The sequence below is a fragment of the Bifidobacterium santillanense genome, assembly GCF_018555385.1.
GTDB lineage: Bacteria > Actinomycetota > Actinomycetes > Actinomycetales > Bifidobacteriaceae > Bifidobacterium > Bifidobacterium santillanense.
This window is the reverse complement of the sequence record NZ_JAFEJS010000001.1, coordinates 264,464-280,764: the sequence shown is the minus strand read 5'-3', so window position 1 is coordinate 280,764 and position 16,301 is coordinate 264,464. Positions and strand designations below refer to the sequence as shown.

Sequence of the window (16,301 nt, the reverse complement as noted above, 5' to 3'; positions counted from 1 at the left end):
CGTTCAAACCCGCGATATAACGCGATGATCGGCCCGTCGATGGGCCGTGACGCAGCCCGTTTGATGCGGGCGCGCCGGTTTCGTCATATGCACATCAGTCGAGAGGGGTACGACCGGCGACGGCATACCGTTCAGTGGTTGCCCGTAGGTCGTCGTGTCGCCGGATTCGGCGACGGTCCCGTTCCCGGGTACACGTAAGGATTATCAACACACATGTCTCAACATCTTTCCCAAGGTTCCGCCATGCCTTCGGACGCGATCGCGTCGGAGAACGACCCGCGCGAAACCGGCTGGCATCGCCGCGCCGCATTGCTGCTCGTCGGGCAGGCGTTCTCGCTGCTCGGCTCCAGCATCGTCCAATACGCCATCTGGTGGTGGATCGTGATGCAGGAGAAGAGCGGCTGGTCCATGCTGCTCGCCACCCTCTTCGGCGTGGTGCCGCAGGCCGTCGTGTCGATCTTCGGCGGGCCTATGGCCGACCGGTACAACCGCAAGGCCCTGATCGTCCTGCCGGATCTCGTCATCGCGGCCGTCACCGTGGCGCTGTCCGTCGCCTTCGCGACCGGATGGGCGAGTCTGTCGCTGATCTTCGTGGTGCTGCTCATCCGTTCGGCGGGCGGCGGCATCCAGCAGCCCGCCGTGCAGTCGTTCATCCCGGACATCGTTCCGGAGCGGGGGCTGCTGCGCGTCAACTCGATATTCGGCGTCATCGACTCGGCCAACCGCCTCGCCGCACCAGCCCTCGCCGCCGTGCTCGTTAACGTGGCGCCGCTGTGGTCGATCCTGCTGATCGACGTGACGACCGCCGTGATAGGCGTCGGCTTCGTCGCGTTCATCCGCATGCCGAGAAGGACGGTCGACGTCGCCGCGTCCGGACGTCCGGCCCCGGCCGACGGCGACGGTCATTCCGGGAACGCCGGACCGATGGCCATCCTGCGTCGCAACTTCGCCGACCTCAAGGCCGGACTCGCGTACGCGATGGGCAACCCCCACCTGAAGGGCGTGATCCTCGGCGACGCGCTCACCTGCTTCATGTCGGTCGCCCCGATGAACCTGACGCTTCTGCTCATGACCCGCGAATACGAGGGCATCGACCTGAATCTGGGGTTCGTGAATCTCACGACCGCCTCCGACAAGCTCGCCGCCAACGAGCTCGGTCTGAGCGTCGGCATGCTGCTCGGCGGCGCGCTCATGTCCACGATCGGCGTGAGGTTCCTGCGCGGCGGGGTTAGGCAACTGCGTATGGTCGCGGCCGGCATCGCGATGGTCGGCATCACCGTCGTCGGGCTCGGACTGGCGCCGAACCTGCTCGTCTACCTCGTCATCGACGTGCTCAACGGCGTCGCCTCCGCCGTCTGCATCGGCCCGATGCGCACGATCATGCAGTCCGAATCCGACGAGTCGATGACCGGCCGCGTCTTCGGTCTCGACACCACGCTCTCAACGTTCGGCATGCCGCTCGGCATGCTGATCTTCGCGCCGCTCGCCGACGTGATCCCGATCGCGTGGGTGTTCGTCGCCGGAGGCCTGCTGACCCTGCCCGTCGCCTGGTACGTGCTCACGCTCTCGCGCGTACGACGCTGACCGCGGTGTCCGCGACGCATCCCGTGCCGTACTTGTCGGCCGTGGCCACGCCGCGGAGCATCAGGTCGGTCATGACGTCGGCGATTTCCTCCTTGGGCGCGGCCATGCCGTCCAGCACCCAACGGTCCACCACCGCGCAGATGGCGCCCGCCCAGTAGCATGCGGCGTAGGTGGGTCCGATCCGGTTCCTTGCGGCGCCGCGATTCATATGCGACTCCATCCGCTCGCGGATACGGTCGCCTTGGCCGGCCTTCAGGATGAGCCGGTACTGCTGCGCTATGCCGCTCACGCCGTCAAGCAGCGCGAGCCACGCCTCGCGTGTCTGCGTCATCGGATCGTAGCTGAGCAGGCTCGCATTGATCGCCGTGAACACGGTGTCGAGGAATCCCGTGAGGATGTCCTCCTTCGACGAATAGTTGCGGTAGTAGGCGTTGCGTGAGACGCCGGCGAGACGCGCGATATCGGAGACGCTGATGCGGTCGAACGGCTTGGTCTCCATCAGCCGTATCAGCGCCCCTTCGATGCATTCGCGTACGAAGGCGTTCGACTCCTCGTTGTTGCGATGCAGTGTGGCGAGACGACGATCGGCGGCCATGCTCCCCGTCGGATGGGATGCCGGCGAGGAACGGTCATATCCCGTATTCGGGCCCTCGCCGATGCGGTCCGTACGGTCCGTGCGGTCCATGTAGCAGTTTCCTCCGTTCTGTCATGTCCGATGTCGCGGCGCTTGCGCGTGCACGATACCGGTCGATAGCGTGAGTGATGTGACAGATGTTACATCACCTGCGAGAAAGGCGGAACACCGCATGAATGACATGAACGCGAGCGCGAGGAAGATCATCCTGGTCACGGGCGCCTCCGGAGGAATCGGCAAGCAGACCGCGCTGGCGCTGGCGCAACAGGGGCACACGATCGTCATGCACGGGCGGAATCCCGACAAGACCCGGGCTGCCCGGGATTGGATCGTCGAGCGCAGCGGCAATCCCGATGTGCATGCGCACATCGCCGACCTCTCCCTGATGGCGAGCGTCCGGGACTTCGCCGAGGAGATCGCCGGAACGTACGATCATCTCGACGTACTCGTCAACAACGCCGGCGGACAGTTCGGCTCCGCCCGCGAAGTCACCGCCGAAGGCCATGAGAAGACGTTCGCCATCAACACGCTGCAGCCGTTCCTGCTGACCAGCCTGCTGCTGCCGATGCTGGAGCGAAGCGATTCCGCGCGCATCGTGACGGTCGCCAGCGAATCGTACCGTCAGGGAGGCCGGCCGATTCTCGACGACATCGAACTGGAGCGGCATTATTCGATGGTGCGCGCGTACGGTCTCTCGAAGCTCTACGTGTGGTGGCTGATGCGCCAGTTCGACGAACGTCTCAAGGCGTCCGGCGTCCGCAACATCGCCGTCAACACCGTCGAACCCGGATCGGCCGCGACCTCGCTGCAGCGCGAATCGATCCGCACCGCACCATGGATGCTGCCGTTGCTGATCCTGTGGCTGCCGTTCATCCGGTCCGCAGCCCACGGCGCGCGAACCAGCGTGTTCATGGCGACCGACCCGTCGGTCGAGGGCGTGAGTGGCGGTTTCTACGGCAACCGGCGACCGAAGCACATCAATCCGAAATGGATCTCGCCGGAAGGGGAGCGGCGCGTCTGGGAATACTGTTCGAAGGCGTGCGCCGAGCAACTATCCGGGTTCGCGTCGCCGATCGATATGGTGTGACTCCGGTCGCGCCCGGAGCCGCCGATGCGACAATGGGACATATGGACGATTCCGTGACCATGAGGCCGTTGCACCGTGACGATTATCCGACGGTGATCGAGATGATGCGTCGCATGTGGTACGCGTCGGTGGGCGATGCCTGCGCGCGAAGACTCGCCGCCGCAGATCTGCATCACTGCCTGTCCCGCTCGACCGTCGCGATGGCCGCCGAGCGCGACGGCGAGGTCGTGGGCGTGATCCTGGGCCGTGTCGCCGCGGCGGTCTCGCGTCGACGACCACTGCCGCGGTGCCGGCATGTCCTCCACATGATCCGGGAATCGATTCCTCTGCCGTTCTCGGCCGAGGGGCGACGGGGCATCCGCGAGGCGCTTGAACTCATCGCCGTCGACGCGCATCTGATTCGCGGTATCGGATCGCGCTACGATGCCGAAATCGTGCTGTTCCTCGTCGACGAACGGGTACGCGGCAGGGGAGTCGGACGCATGCTGTTCGACCGCATCCTGCGAACGTTCCGCAACGTCGGCGCCAACCGCTACTTCCTGTTCACCGACACCACCTGCGACGTCGGTTTCTATGACCATCGCGGTCTGACCCGTTTCCGCGAGCGGCGCGTATCCCGTCGCGACGGCGCCGATGACGTGTACTACCTCTACGAAGGCAGGCCGTGATGATGCGTCGACGGGCGGGTCGGACGACTCGATGCATTCGACCCGCCCGCCCGATGTATCTGGTGCACGCTCAGCGCGATGCGTTGTACTCCGCGATGCGCGTCTCCGTGTCCCTGACGTGTCCGAGCGCCTGCGTGAGGAACTCCGGATCGGCCTCGGAGAAACCGTGCGCGAACCCGGTATCGAGGAACACGTCGGCCATCCGTTTGGCGAGATACGGGGTGAGGATGATGCCGCCCATCGCCAACACGTTCGCGTCGTTGATGACGCGCGACAGGCGTGCGGTCTCGATGCTTTCGCACAGGGCGGCGTACACCCCGGTGAATTTGTTCGCCACGATGCTGACGCCCATGCCGGTGCCGCAGAAGACGAATCCTCGTTCGAACTCGCCGGAGGCGATGCGTTCCCCTACGGTCTCGCCGACCGAGAAGTAGTCGTCGGGGGTATCGGGGGTGAGGTCGGTCACTTGGATGCCGCGATTTGTGAGATGCTCCTTCACGATGTCCTTCAGGTCGTAACCGAGCGGGTCGGCGGCCATTACCACTCGCGTGACATGTCGTTCGTTGTTCATATGGATGCTCCTTTGTGTGCCGTGTATTCATGATTTCGTCCTAATGACGTACGTCATGCTAAAACCTTGAGTTGGCTCAAGGTCAAATATGATGTATGCCGAGAGTGAACAACGTCCTTTGGATGAGGAGGGGAACCTATGGGATATTCGATCGGGCAGGTGTCGCGCAGGACCGGATTGTCCGAACACACGCTGCGGTACTACGACAGGGAGGGGCTGTTGCCGAGCTTGGCGCGTACCGGTTCCGGTCGGCGATGCTTCGATGACGGTGACATCGAGCTGCTCGACCTCATCGAATGTCTCAAGTCGACCGGCATGAGTCTGGCCGAGATCAGGGATTTCGTGGATATGACGACGAAGGGCGATGCCACGCTTGCGGATCGGCTCGCGGTCTTCCGTCGTCAACGCGCCGTGGTCGAACGCCGGATCGAGGATCTGCGCCGCCGCTGGTCGAAACTCGACTACAAGGTCCGCTACTTCGAGGCGGCGGTGGAGGCCGGCTCGGAATCATTGGTCGAGGGCGACTGCGAACATCCCGAACATCCGATTCGCATCATCGCGGGATGACCGGGCTATGCGTCCGCAATGCGGATGGATTCGTGGACCTCGATGCTGCGTGCGGCTAGCGTGAACCGCATGGTCGTATGGGATTCACAACAGTATCTTCGGTTCGAAAAGGAACGCACGCAGCCGTCGCGGGACCTTGCGATGCAGCTGCCGCCGGACGACGGGTCGGTCGCGCGCCTCATCGACATCGGCTGCGGCCCGGGCAACAGCACCGCCGTGCTGCGCGAACGCTACCCGCATGCCGAGATCCTCGGCGTGGACAGTTCGCCGGAGATGATCGCCTCGGCGCGTGAGGCCCATCCGGACATCGATTTCGCCCTGTGCGACGTGTCGAAACCGGAGGGGCTCGCCGCGTTGCCACACGACGTCGACGTGGTGTTCTCCAACGCCTGCATCCAATGGGTGCCGGACCACGTCCGGCTGATTCCCGCGCTGCTCGGACTCCTGAAGTCGGGCGGCGTGCTGGCCGTGCAGACGCCGATGAACTACGAGGAGCCGATCCACCGCATCATCGCGGACCTCGTCCATTCGCCGGCGTACGCGGACAAGCTGCCGCAGGCCCGCGAGTTCTTCAACCTGACGCCGCCCGAATACTGGGAGCTGCTGCACGCGAGCGCGGCGTCCTTCCGCATGTGGACGACCGCGTATCTGCACACGCTGCCCTCGCACGAGGCCATCATGGACTGGTATCGCGGCACCGGTCTGCGCCCGTATCTGCAGGCGCTGCCCGATGACGGGGCGCGCGCGGCGTTCGAGACCGAGGTGGCCGTCCGCGTGCGCGAGGCGTATCCGACGCGGTCCGACGGCAGCGTCGTCTTCCCGTTCCCGAGGTTCTTCTTCACCGCCGTGCGGTAGTGCGGGAACGGGAAGACGACCTCAGCCGACGACGGCGTCCAGTTCGTCGACGGCGCGCAGCGCGGCCGCGACATCGGCCGGGGTGACCTCGAACGGCATGTTGCCCATCGTGTCGTCCGGCGCGCAGGCCAGTTCGCCCACGCGCAGCAGGTCGTCGTCCGCGGCGTCCGCGATGCCGATGCCGGCCAGCGTGGTGGGCAGACCGACCGCGCGGAAGAATCCGTAGGCCTCCTCGAAGTCGGCCATCGGACGGTCCTCGAGGACGAACTGGGCGAGGGTGCCGTACGCGACCTTCTCGCCGTGCAGATACCGATGCGTGCCCTCCAGCACGGTCAGGCCGTTGTGGATGGCGTGCGCGGCCGCCAGGCCGCTCGACTCGAAGCCGATGCCGCTCAACAGGGTGTTCGCCTCGATCACCTGCTCCAGGGCGGGGGTGACGAACCCCCTCCTCGCCGCGGCGAGCGCCTTGACGCCGTCCGCGATCAGCAGATCGTGGCACAGACGGGCCATCGCCTCGGCCGCGTTGGTGGCATGGCCTCCGGTCATGGTGACGGCGTTCGACCTGATGCAGGCCGCGGCCTCGAACCAGGTGGCGTAGGCGTCGCCGAATCCTGCCGTGAGGAAGCGTGCCGGGGCCTTGGCGATGATGGTCGTGTCCATGATGACCTTGTCCGGGTTCTTCGGCAGCGGCAGGTACCTGTCGAATTGCCTATCGTCGGTGTACAGCACGGACAGGCGCGAGCACGGGGCATCGGACGATGCGGCGGTAGGCGCGATGACGACCGGGAGTCCGGCGAAGTGCGCCACGGCCTTGGAAGTGTCCAGCGTCTTGCCTCCACCGACGCCGATGACCGCGTCGTTGTCGGCGAGCAGACCCCGATGACGGTCGACCTCGGTCATCGAGCACTCCCTGTTGAACACCTCGTAATGGTAGGGGGTTCCCGTCTTCTCGAAGCCGGAGACGATGAGGTCCCGGTACATCGAGTCGATGAACGGATCGACGATGAGATACGCGCCCGTCGAACCGAGCTCGCGGTATTCGTCGGCGAGGGCGGTGAGGGCGTCGGCCTCCTGGATGTAGCTGCCGGGGGAGCAGAGCACTTTGCGCATGGATACTTCCTTGTATTGGTGTATGCGGCGTCCGCGGTATCGAAATCATGTCGGACCATGGGCGCCTGATTGCTGTGTCGGCAGCAACGATACCAATGAAATCAGGCACGGTATGAGTCGATGATATCGATATCGCTTCGGGTATTATGGAAATCGTGACCGATGACATATCCGACGAGAAATCGCGCGGCGTATCCGATCCGCCGCCGAATCCGTTGACCATCTTCTCGGACCTGTCCGAACGGCCGCAATACAATCTGCCCGGACTGCCCCTGTATGGTCGTCGGGACGATATGCGTCGGTTCGGATACCGGATCGCATGCCATTGGCATCGCGATTTCGAGTTCATCCATGTGGTCGCGGGCGCGACGACGCTGTTCGTCAACGGCGAGACGCGGCGGATGCGCGCCGGCGAAGGGGTGTTCATCAATTCGCGACGACTGCACTATCTCTTCTCCGACGAGCGCGAGGACTGCCGGTTCGTGACGGCGATGGTCGAGCCGACGTTCCTCGGCGGGCTGTGGCCGGATTTGGCGAATGCGATGTTGGAGCGAATGGGTGACGACATGGCCGACTACGTGATGCTGGATGCCGACGATCCGACCGACCGCGACCTGCTGTTCGGCATCGATGGTTTCGCGCGGACGATGGACGCGTGTGCGCACGACGGACTGCACGCATTGGATGCCGTGTCGCGGGCCTCGGCGCTGTGCTCCATGGCGCTGGGCCGCGTGGGCCCGAAGCCCGGGGCCGCCGGCGGGGAATCGGAGTCGCCCGGCGGCCGGAGGGCCGGGCGTGCCGACGATCTGCGCACGTTCCTCGTCATGGTGGCATTCATCCACGCCAACGTCGCATCAAGAATCACGCTCGACGACATCGCCCATGCCGGTCTGATCGGACGCCGGGCATGCTGCGAGCTGTTCCGCCGTCACGCCGGCCGCACGCCGAACGACTATCTGACCGACTACCGCATCGGCAGAAGCCGCGAACTGCTGGTCGGCGGCGATATGACCATCGGCGAGATCGCCACGGCGTGCGGCTTCTCGTCGTCCGCGTACTTCGGCTACGTGTTCCGCCGACGCATGGGCTGCTCGCCGAGCGAATACCGGCGGCGGGAACGCGGGTGAGCGTCGCGGTTCCCGCCGCCGCGATCCTACCGGAGAAGAGCCTGTCGGTAGTCCCGGGCGGCCTCGGCGAGCGACTCGTCGGAGAGCTCCATCGACTCGAAGACGACGAACGGCTTCAGCCAAACGGCGTGCGTGTATCGGACCATCATGCGGTAGGGCGAGAGCACCTCGTCCATGGTGGCGCCGTTGTCCTCGTCGCGGTATTCGGTCCGAGGGCCGCCGGCGGTGGTGGCGACCATGATGCTCTTGCCCTTGAGCGCCTCGCCGCCCGGACCGTACGCCCAGCCGAACTCCAGCACCTTGTCCTCCCATTCCTTGAGCAGCGCGGGGGCGGAATACCAATACATCGGGAACTGGAACACGATGCGGTCGTGCGTCTCGATGAGCCGCTGCTCGGCCTTGACGTCGATTTTGCCGTCCGGGTAGAGCGCGTACTCGTCGCGCACGGTCACGCCGTCGTCTTCGGACAGGGGCCGTGCCGCCGCCATCAGCGCCGCGTTGGCGCGGGATTTCGCCATATCGGGATGGAATACGAGGACCAGTGTCTTCATGGGGGCTCCTTCGTTCGCCTTTGATCATTCGGTAACGGATTCGGTGTCGATGATAGATGACGCGTGCTCCCGACATGGGCGACGACGCGTCCGTATACGACGACGCGGCCCTTCCGTGCGAAACGGAAGGGCCGCGGAATACGGATGGGGCCGTATGGGCCCGCATCACTCGGACAGGAACTTCCCGTAGCTCTCGGCGGCCTCGGCCAGCGCCTCGTCGGTGATGCCGAAGGAGGCGAAGGTGACGAACGGCTTGACCCACGTGGCGTTGATGTGGTTGGCCGTGCCCTCGAACGGGACGAGCACCTGATCGATGGTGAACTTGTTGTCGCCCTCCGGCTGGTACTTCGACTCCGGGGAACCGGTGGAAACGGCGACGGCGAACTCCTTGCCCTCGAAGGCGTGTCCCTCGGAACCGTACGCCCAGCCGTGCTCAAGCACCTCGTCCTCCCACTCCTTGAGCAGGGAGGGGGAGGAGAACCAGAACAGCGGGAACTGGAACACGACGCGGTCGGCGGCCTCGACGGCGGCCTGCTCGGCCTTGACGTCGATCCTGCCGTCCGGGTAGAGCGCGTACTCGTCGCGCACGGTCACGTTGTCCAGCTCGCCGGCGGCCTTGGCCAGCGCGGCGTTGACGTGGGACTGGCCGTTCAGGGACGGATGGAACACGAGGACCAGGGTCTTCTTCATGGGGTTGTCTCCTTGATGTGCGATGTACCGGCTCGTTTCGAAATATCTCGAAACGAGATGTCTCATCAATCAATACCATGCCCGGTCGCGACACGCCGTCGCGGTCGGGCGAATATGTTCTGGGCGAACGACGGCGTGATGCGGTCGCGCGGCCGTTCGGTCATTCGGGCGTGCGACCGCTCCATGGCGTCACCACGGCAGCGGCTCGCCGTCGCGGAAGAACCCGCCGGTCGGGCCGTCGTCGGGCAGCGTCGCCGCCCACGTCACGCTTTTCGCGCTGACCTCGACCGGACGGCCGAACATGCCCGAGCCGAAGGTGTCGGTGATGTCCGGACAGACCGCGTTGACGAGGATATGGTCGGCGGCGAGCTCCTTCGCTGTCTTGATGGTCAGACCGTTGAGCGCGAGCTTGGAGATGCCGTAGCCGGAGGCGGGGATGCCCATCGCGCCGTGCAGGAAGCCGTATTGCGGATCGCCGTAGGAGCCGGCGCCGCTGGACACATTGACGATGCGGCCGTGCTCCGATTTGCGCAGCAGCGGGATGAACTTCTGGGTGACGTTCCAGGTGCCAATGACGTTGGTGTCGAGCACCATGCGCATCTCGGTGAGATCCTGCTGCTCCACCGATTCCCCGGCGCGCATGGACGCCGCGTTGTTGATGAGCACGTCGAGCCGGCCGAAGCGACGCTCGACCTCCGCGGCGGAGGCCGTGACGCTGGCCTCGTCGGTGGTGTCCATCACCACGTAGCTGGCGGAGATGCCCTGGTCGATGAATGCCTGGGCGAGCTGCGCCAGTTCGGGGCGGCGGGCGGCGAGAATGACGTGATAGCCGGCCTCGCCGAGCTGGCGGGCGGTTTCATAACCGAGGCCGCCCTTGCGGCCCGAACCGGTGATGAGTGCGATCTGCATGATGATGCTTCCTTGTTGCGCTATGGCTTGTTTGCGTCTTGTGTGCTTACGTGCCGTGCCGTTCAGAACTCGCGGCCGAGCTCGCGGGCCTTGTCGAGATAAGGGGTGGTGGCCACCTGACCGGGCGCGAACACTCCGGCCGCGATCACCGAGCCCTTGATCTTCCAGCCGAGGCTTTCACCGAAGCACATCTGGTAGTAGCCGAACACGTTCTTGGTGAGCACCTCTTCGGGACTGGCGCCGGCGACCAGCAGCGCGGATTCCTTGCCGGCCAGATCATCGTGTGCGTCGAACGGCAGACGGTCCATCATCGCCTTGATCTGCGCCGAGAACTGCATCCAATAGGTCGGCGTGGCGATGACGATGCCGTCCGCCGCCTTCATCTGCTCCATCACCTGCGTCATGTCGTCAGCCGGCTGGTCGTAAGCGGTGAACGGGGCGATGTTCATGTCCGCGAGCGTGAGCTTGGTCGCGGTGTTGCCGGCGGTTTCGACCCCTTCGATGAAGGCGTCGGCGAGCATGTCGGCGTTTCCGCCCTTGGTGGGGCTGCCCTGGATGACGAGGATGTGCTTGGTCATGATGGTTTCCTTTCCGTTCGGTATCGTTGTCGATGTCTGTCGCCGCGCGGATATCCGTCCGTCGCGTTCCGATAAGGATATTATGCATGAGTACATATACTTTTCGTTCTTAGAATAAAAAACTGATTTTTGGAATACGGCACGCTGTTAGGATGGAGGCCATGAGCAAGCATCTCGAAACCCCCGAACGCACCGCGACGACGGCCGACGCCAAGACACCCCGGACCGGACTCACCGCGCCGACCTGCGCCATCGGCTACGCGTTCAAGGCCATCGAGGGCAAATGGAAGCTGCCGGTCATGTACGTGCTGAGCGAGCGTGGCTCCGTGCGATACAACGAGATCAAACGCGAGCTCGGCATCACCAACATGATGCTCACCAACACGCTGCGCGACCTCGAGGAGTACGGTCTCGTCGACCGCACCCAGTACAACGAGGTGCCACCGCGCGTCGAATACTCTCTGACCGACAACGGCTACGCCATCATCCCGGCTCTGAGGGAATTCGAGAAATGGGGCCAGCTTCTGCTCGATGCGAAGGGGGCCGACGGCCCGACTTCGGAGTGATACCGTCCACACATGACCGCCGTCAACGGAGCGATGCGAACTTCATTGGTTCCCGCATCGCATCGGTCACGTCATGCAGGGAATACCACATCCTCGTATATATCATGGATATATGAACATTCGCCGCATCGTCGCGGTCGCCGCCGTGATCCTCATCATCCTCGTCATGGGTGCGCTGTCGATCGCGCATCTGTCCTCGATCGCCGCCCGGCCGTCATCCGGACCGTCATCGATGCAGGGGAACAGCTCCGCCGATGCGGGCAGGGATGACACGGATGACGTCACCTCGAAACCGGATGACGCGGACGACTCCGCATCCGCGTCGGGGCCGTGCGCGGACTGGTCCGGATCATACCGGTCGCTGGCGTCGGACGATACGGTCAGTCTCGATGGGGACTGCGCGGTCACCGAGCACGGCAGGACCTACGCGAAGGTCTCGCTGGACGCGTCAGACGACGGATCGTGGTGGCTGAACGTGGAACAGACCGAGCACGGCACGGCGAACGTATGGCGGATTTACCCGCCTGACACATCCACGCACATGACCGGCGAGCCCGCCGACACGTTGGAGACGATGCGAATCGCGAACTCGTCGGGCGGCCCGCTGGACGGCGTCGACTGGACCGACGGCATCATCTCCATGTACCGACGCGTCGACTGACGGTCGACGGGCCGGGAGGTACGACGAGTCTCTCCGTCATGCCCGCCAGAGCATGCCGATGTGGGGGATGCCGTCCTCCAGGAACTCGTCCGACACCTGCTCGAATCCGAGCCGCTCGTAGAGTCCACGAGCGTAGGTCTGCGCCTCGATGTGCACGACGTCGGCGTGCATGCGCACCCGCGCCACCTCAAGCCCCTCGCGCACGATGCGCATGCCGAGCCCCTGACGGCGCCGGGTCGCCAGCACGCGGCCGATCGACGCCTCGGGAAACGTGACGCCGGGGTCGATCACGCGACAGTATGCGGCGATGCCGTCATCGTCGTGGAGAAACACGTGCCAGCAACGCCGGTCGGCATCGTCCACCTCCTGATAGGCGCATTTCTGCTCCACCACGAACACTGCCACACGAACCCGGTAGATCTCATAGAGCTCCGCCGTGCTCAGTTCCTCGAACCGTTTCACCGTCAACTGCATGGCGGTCAGTATAACCGACCGATCGCGATCGCGCAGGTCCGTCACCATATGCCCATGATGCATGGCCGGTCATTGGATGCGACTATTGGACGCGATGGCGCGGACGCTGTGTAATGGACCGCATACATAGGAGACGAACGGCTCCGGATTCATGGCATGAGCATGGGCCCAGATACGTTCATCGGATTCAGCCAAAGGAGACCATTCGATGGAATACACCAGGCTCGGCGACAGCGACGTGACCGTGTCCCGCATCTGCATGGGCTGCATGGGGTTCGGCGATGCCACCAAGGGACACCATTCGTGGATCCTCGACGCCGACCGATCGCGCGAGATCATCAGGTACGACTTCGAACACGGCATCACGTTCTACGACACCGCCATCGACTATGCGGACGGCACCAGCGAGGAGTACGTCGGCCGCGCTCTGCGCTCGATCACGCCCAAGCGCGAGGACTACCAGGTCGCCACCAAGTTCCTGCTGCAGGCCGGCGATGTTGAACGCCTTCGTCGGGGCCAGGCACGTCGCCGAGATCATCGCGCATTGTTCGTTGACGGATGCGAACGGCACGTACCCATGCCTGGGGTCGGTCAGGTCGCAGTGGATCTCGTCGCTGACGACCGTGACATGGTGTTCGGCGCACAGGGCGCCGATGCGGGCCAACGTGCGGCGGTCCCAGATCATGCCGGTGGGGTTGTGCGGGTTGCGCAGGATCATCAGCGTGGTCTGCGGGTCGGCGAGCTTCGCCTCGAGATCGGTCCAATCGATGGCGTAATGCCCCGCGTCGTCGCCATCGACTTCGTAAGCGAGCGGCGCCTCCAGCGCGCGGCGGCCGTTGTTGAGGATCGAATTGAAGAAGATGTTGTATACCGGCGTCTGGATCAGCACGTTCTCGGCCGGGGTGGTGAGCTTGCGCACCATGCTGGAGATGGCCGGCACCACGCCGGTGGTGAAGATCAGCGAATCCGGGTCGATGGCAAGGCTGTGCCGGGCGCCCCACCAATCCGCGTACGCCCGGTTCCATTCGGGAGGAACGACCGAATACCCGAAGACGCCATGCTCCAATCGCCGTGCCAAAGCCTCGCGTACGGCCGGCGCGGTGCGGAAATCCATGTCCGCCACCCACATCGGCAGTTCGTCCCGGACGCCGGACTCATCGTCGTCCTCCCATTTGAGCGAGTGCGTGTGCGTCCGGTCGACGGGCGTATCGAAGCGGTCACGCCCTCGCAGTTCATCGCCAGATAGTCGCCGCGGACCACCACGTTATCCAGCGTCACACTCCGGCAGTTCCAGAGCGTCTCCTCGGCGTGCGTCAGATCGACACCCTGCAGGGCGACGTTCGTGCAGCGACGGAAGTTCTTCGGCGCCTCGATGGTGGAGTCCTCGACGAGGATGTTGCCGGTGTACCATACGCCGGCACGACCCATCTCGAACCAGGTGCACCCGCGCGCGGTGATGTCCTTCGCATACCAGAGCGGATACTTCCACTGGAAGGCGCAGTCGATCAGCTCGATGTTGCGCGCGTGCTTCAACGGGGATTCGCCGTCCGCGAAGATCGTGTCGACATACGTGGTGTCATGCGCGAAGAATTCGGCGCGTTCGCCGGTCAGCCGCGCCTGGCGCACCTCCTCGGGCATATCCGTCATGGGACTCCATCCCTTCGTTCGATGACCGTAATCGTCACACCATTGAACAGCAGGAGAGGAAAGCGGGCCAACAGGTTCACGCCATGGATAGGCATAGCCGGAGCGCATGGCATGGGGGCGCGGTCATCGGCGATGCGGTCGCCTTGTTCGGCGTCGTTGCGTGTCGTGGGCATGCTGCTGGTGTCTGCCATCATGGCCCTTGCGGTAGTCGCGTACACGAAGCCATGAGCATCGGCCGAACGCGGACGTAGGTTCCATGCTTTGCGGATAGGCATTGACTTCAAGCGCTCGAAGTCAATAGAACAGGAAACATAGGAGCATTCTTCCAAGGAAAGGAACCATCATGGGCAAGCGTATGCTCGTCACCTATTTCTCCGCCACCGGCACCACTCGTGGTGTGGCCGAACGCCTCGCGCACGCCATCGGCGCGGACATCAAGGAGATTCGACCGGCCCAGCCGTACACGGCCGCCGACGTCGACTGGCGCGACTCCTCCAGCCGTTCCAGCGTGGAGCACGCGCACCGCGACATGCGACCCGCGTTGGCGAAGCCGATCGACGTCAAGGGCTACGACGTGGTGTTCGTCGGATATCCGTTGTGGTGGGAGACGGCGCCGCGCGTGGTGCGCACGTTCCTCGAAAGCGAGGACTGGACGGGCAGGACCATCGTGACGTTCGCCACCTCCGGTTCCAGCACGCGCGGCGCCGACGGCGTGCAGCTGCACGACTCCGCGCCCGCCGCGCACTGGGTCGCGGGTCGCCGCGTCTCCGCCTCCGAAGGCGAGACCAAACTCGCCAAGTGGGTCGACGGCCTGAACCTGTGACGGCGAAGAACGACTGGAGTCGGTGTACGGCATCACCGTGGTGACGCTTCCATGGGACGTCAGTGGTTGGTCAGGGCCTCCTGCGTGGGCTGGTAGCGGGCGCCCTCGATGGTGATGGTACCGAGCGTGCGGTCGATGGCGGCGAGCTCGTCGGACGTGAACGTGACGGCAGCGGCCCCGAGGTTCTGGCGCAGACGGTCCACGTGCTTGGTGCCGGGGATCGGCACGATCCACGGCTTTCGCGCGAGCAGCCAGCCGAGCGCGATCTGCGCCGGGGTCACGCCCTTGTCGTGCGCCAAAGACGCGACGTAGTCGCTCATCGCGATGTTGTGCGCCATGTGTTCGGGGGAGAAGCGCGGGATGCGGCTGCGGTAGTCGTCGTCCGCGAACCGGGTGGACGCGGTGAAACGTCCGGCGAGCATCGCCTTGCCGAGCGGGCTGAACGGCACCAGGCCGATGCCGAGCTCCTCCAGCGTGGGGATGAGCTCCTCCTCGGGCTTCCTCCACCACATCGAGTACTCGTTCTGCACGGCCGTGACCGGGGTGACCGCATGGGCCCGACGCACGGTCGCGGGGGCCGCCTCCGACAGACCCCAGTGCAGGATCTTGCCTTCGGCCATGAGCTCGCCCATCACGCCGGCCACGTCCTCGATCGGCACCTTCGTGTCGACGCGGTGCTGGTAGTAGAGGTCGATGTGGTCGGTGCGCAGACGCCTGAGCGATCCCTCGACCGCCTTGCGGATCGTTTCGGGCCTCGAATCGGTCTGCTGCACGCGGCCGGAGGAATCGAGACTCGCCTCGCCCTCGCCCTCGCCGAAGCCGCCGTGCAGGGCGAAACCGAACTTGGTGGCGATGACCACGTCGTCGCGGAACGGCTCCAACGCCTCGCCGACCAGCTCCTCGTTCGCGAACGGGCCGTACACCTCGGCGGTGTCGAAGAACCGTTCGCCCATCTCGTAGGCGGCGCGGATCACGCGGATGGACTCGTCGTGCGGCAGGAACGGCGGCCAGCTCATCGTGAATCCCATGCAGCCGAGGCCGATGGCCGAGACCTCCAGCGCCGCGGAACCGGTGCCGAGCGTGCGCTTCGGCAGGTCGAGGGGCGTGATGGTTCCGTATTCATCGTTGGTGGACATATGCGTTTCCTTTCCTTTGGGTTCCCCTGTTTGTCGATTCCGGATTGTGCGTTCCGTCTCTGC

19 protein-coding genes and 3 pseudogenes are annotated in these 16,301 nt (G+C 64.7%); 10 read left to right on the top strand and 12 right to left on the bottom strand.

The window, feature by feature from the left end; translation table 11 throughout:
• The first annotated feature begins 243 nt into the window (after positions 1-243).
• Positions 244-1,584 (top strand): MFS transporter, encoded by a 1,341-nt coding sequence (locus JS528_RS01350; protein WP_240541263.1) that lies wholly within the window; start codon positions 244-246, stop codon positions 1,582-1,584.
• Here the strand turns inward: JS528_RS01350 and JS528_RS01345 are convergent.
• Positions 1,559-2,269: a TetR/AcrR family transcriptional regulator gene (locus JS528_RS01345; protein WP_214357297.1), complete on the bottom strand. Its 711-nt coding sequence runs from the start codon at positions 2,267-2,269 to the stop codon at positions 1,559-1,561. The genes JS528_RS01350 and JS528_RS01345 overlap by 26 nt on opposite strands.
• Before the next feature lie 121 nt (positions 2,270-2,390).
• On the opposite strand from JS528_RS01345, the gene JS528_RS01340 reads away from it, so the two are divergent.
• Both JS528_RS01340 and JS528_RS01335 read left to right on the top strand, forming a co-directional pair.
• Positions 2,391-3,305, top strand: a complete 915-nt coding sequence (locus JS528_RS01340; RefSeq protein ID WP_214357296.1) for an SDR family NAD(P)-dependent oxidoreductase — start codon at positions 2,391-2,393, stop codon at positions 3,303-3,305.
• The gene (locus tag JS528_RS01335) at positions 3,206-3,973 is read left to right on the top strand and encodes a GNAT family N-acetyltransferase (RefSeq protein ID WP_240541232.1); all 768 of its coding nucleotides are present in this window, start codon (positions 3,206-3,208) and stop codon (positions 3,971-3,973) included. The genes JS528_RS01340 and JS528_RS01335 overlap by 100 nt, the downstream gene beginning before the upstream one ends.
• Before the next feature lie 70 nt (positions 3,974-4,043).
• On the opposite strand, the gene JS528_RS01330 is transcribed toward JS528_RS01335, so the two are convergent.
• A complete protein-coding gene (locus JS528_RS01330; protein ID WP_214357294.1) occupies positions 4,044-4,544 on the bottom strand; it encodes an RpiB/LacA/LacB family sugar-phosphate isomerase in 501 nt (166 codons plus the stop codon).
• A 138-nt stretch (positions 4,545-4,682) separates the two neighbouring features.
• Here JS528_RS01330 and JS528_RS01325 point away from each other — a divergent pair, with 138 nt between their 5' ends.
• Positions 4,683-5,111, top strand: a complete 429-nt coding sequence (locus JS528_RS01325) for a MerR family transcriptional regulator (protein ID WP_214357293.1) — start codon at positions 4,683-4,685, stop codon at positions 5,109-5,111.
• Positions 5,112-5,180: 69 nt separating this feature from the next.
• Positions 5,181-5,966: a methyltransferase domain-containing protein gene (locus JS528_RS01320; protein WP_214357292.1), complete on the top strand. Its 786-nt coding sequence runs from the start codon at positions 5,181-5,183 to the stop codon at positions 5,964-5,966.
• A gap of 21 nt (positions 5,967-5,987) precedes the next feature.
• Here JS528_RS01320 and JS528_RS01315 read toward each other — a convergent pair whose 3' ends face one another.
• The gene (locus tag JS528_RS01315; protein WP_214357291.1) at positions 5,988-7,076 is read right to left on the bottom strand and encodes a glycerol dehydrogenase; all 1,089 of its coding nucleotides are present in this window, start codon (positions 7,074-7,076) and stop codon (positions 5,988-5,990) included.
• 155 nt (positions 7,077-7,231) lie between these two features.
• Between JS528_RS01315 and JS528_RS01310 the strand changes: the two genes are divergently transcribed.
• A complete protein-coding gene (locus tag JS528_RS01310; protein ID WP_214357290.1) occupies positions 7,232-8,203 on the top strand; it encodes an AraC family transcriptional regulator in 972 nt (323 codons plus the stop codon).
• Positions 8,204-8,229: 26 nt separating this feature from the next.
• Here JS528_RS01310 and JS528_RS01305 read toward each other — a convergent pair whose 3' ends face one another.
• From JS528_RS01305 to JS528_RS01290, 4 genes are all read right to left on the bottom strand, one after another.
• A complete protein-coding gene (locus JS528_RS01305; protein ID WP_214357289.1) occupies positions 8,230-8,754 on the bottom strand; it encodes an NAD(P)H-dependent oxidoreductase in 525 nt (174 codons plus the stop codon).
• A gap of 165 nt (positions 8,755-8,919) precedes the next feature.
• Complete coding sequence (locus tag JS528_RS01300; protein WP_214357288.1) at positions 8,920-9,444, bottom strand: NAD(P)H-dependent oxidoreductase; 525 nt, start codon at positions 9,442-9,444, stop codon at positions 8,920-8,922.
• 189 nt (positions 9,445-9,633) lie between these two features.
• Positions 9,634-10,353, bottom strand: coding sequence for an SDR family NAD(P)-dependent oxidoreductase (locus JS528_RS01295; protein ID WP_214357287.1), 720 nt, complete (start codon positions 10,351-10,353; stop codon positions 9,634-9,636).
• A gap of 62 nt (positions 10,354-10,415) precedes the next feature.
• A complete protein-coding gene (locus tag JS528_RS01290) occupies positions 10,416-10,931 on the bottom strand; it encodes a flavodoxin family protein (protein ID WP_214357286.1) in 516 nt (171 codons plus the stop codon).
• 161 nt (positions 10,932-11,092) lie between these two features.
• Here JS528_RS01290 and JS528_RS01285 point away from each other — a divergent pair, with 161 nt between their 5' ends.
• Positions 11,093-11,497 carry a winged helix-turn-helix transcriptional regulator gene (locus JS528_RS01285; protein WP_214357285.1) on the top strand — a complete coding sequence of 135 codons (405 nt, stop codon included), beginning with the start codon at positions 11,093-11,095 and terminating at the stop codon, positions 11,495-11,497.
• Between the two features lie 112 nt (positions 11,498-11,609).
• Entirely contained in the window at positions 11,610-12,158 is a 549-nt protein-coding gene (locus JS528_RS01280; RefSeq protein WP_214357284.1) for a hypothetical protein, read from the top strand.
• Positions 12,159-12,194: 36 nt separating this feature from the next.
• Here JS528_RS01280 and JS528_RS01275 read toward each other — a convergent pair whose 3' ends face one another.
• Positions 12,195-12,680 carry a GNAT family N-acetyltransferase gene (locus JS528_RS01275; protein ID WP_214357283.1) on the bottom strand — a complete coding sequence of 162 codons (486 nt, stop codon included), beginning with the start codon at positions 12,678-12,680 and terminating at the stop codon, positions 12,195-12,197.
• 160 nt (positions 12,681-12,840) lie between these two features.
• On the opposite strand from JS528_RS01275, the pseudogene JS528_RS11465 reads away from it, so the two are divergent.
• Positions 12,841-13,095: pseudogene (locus tag JS528_RS11465) on the top strand (aldo/keto reductase); the annotation flags it as partial.
• Between the two features lie 21 nt (positions 13,096-13,116).
• Here the strand turns inward: JS528_RS11465 and JS528_RS01270 are convergent.
• The 3 genes and pseudogenes from JS528_RS01270 to JS528_RS01260 form a co-directional block, all read right to left on the bottom strand.
• A pseudogene (locus tag JS528_RS01270) lies at positions 13,117-13,863 on the bottom strand (MalY/PatB family protein); the annotation flags it as partial.
• 41 nt (positions 13,864-13,904) lie between these two features.
• A pseudogene (locus JS528_RS01265) lies at positions 13,905-14,270 on the bottom strand (DUF3737 family protein); the annotation flags it as partial.
• A 5-nt stretch (positions 14,271-14,275) separates the two neighbouring features.
• Entirely contained in the window at positions 14,276-14,473 is a 198-nt protein-coding gene (locus JS528_RS01260) for a hypothetical protein (protein ID WP_214357571.1), read from the bottom strand.
• A gap of 149 nt (positions 14,474-14,622) precedes the next feature.
• Here JS528_RS01260 and JS528_RS01255 point away from each other — a divergent pair, with 149 nt between their 5' ends.
• The gene (locus JS528_RS01255) at positions 14,623-15,102 is read left to right on the top strand and encodes a flavodoxin (protein ID WP_214357281.1); all 480 of its coding nucleotides are present in this window, start codon (positions 14,623-14,625) and stop codon (positions 15,100-15,102) included.
• A gap of 59 nt (positions 15,103-15,161) precedes the next feature.
• Here JS528_RS01255 and JS528_RS01250 read toward each other — a convergent pair whose 3' ends face one another.
• Entirely contained in the window at positions 15,162-16,238 is a 1,077-nt protein-coding gene (locus JS528_RS01250) for an aldo/keto reductase (RefSeq protein WP_214357280.1), read from the bottom strand.
• Positions 16,239-16,301 lie beyond the last annotated feature (63 nt).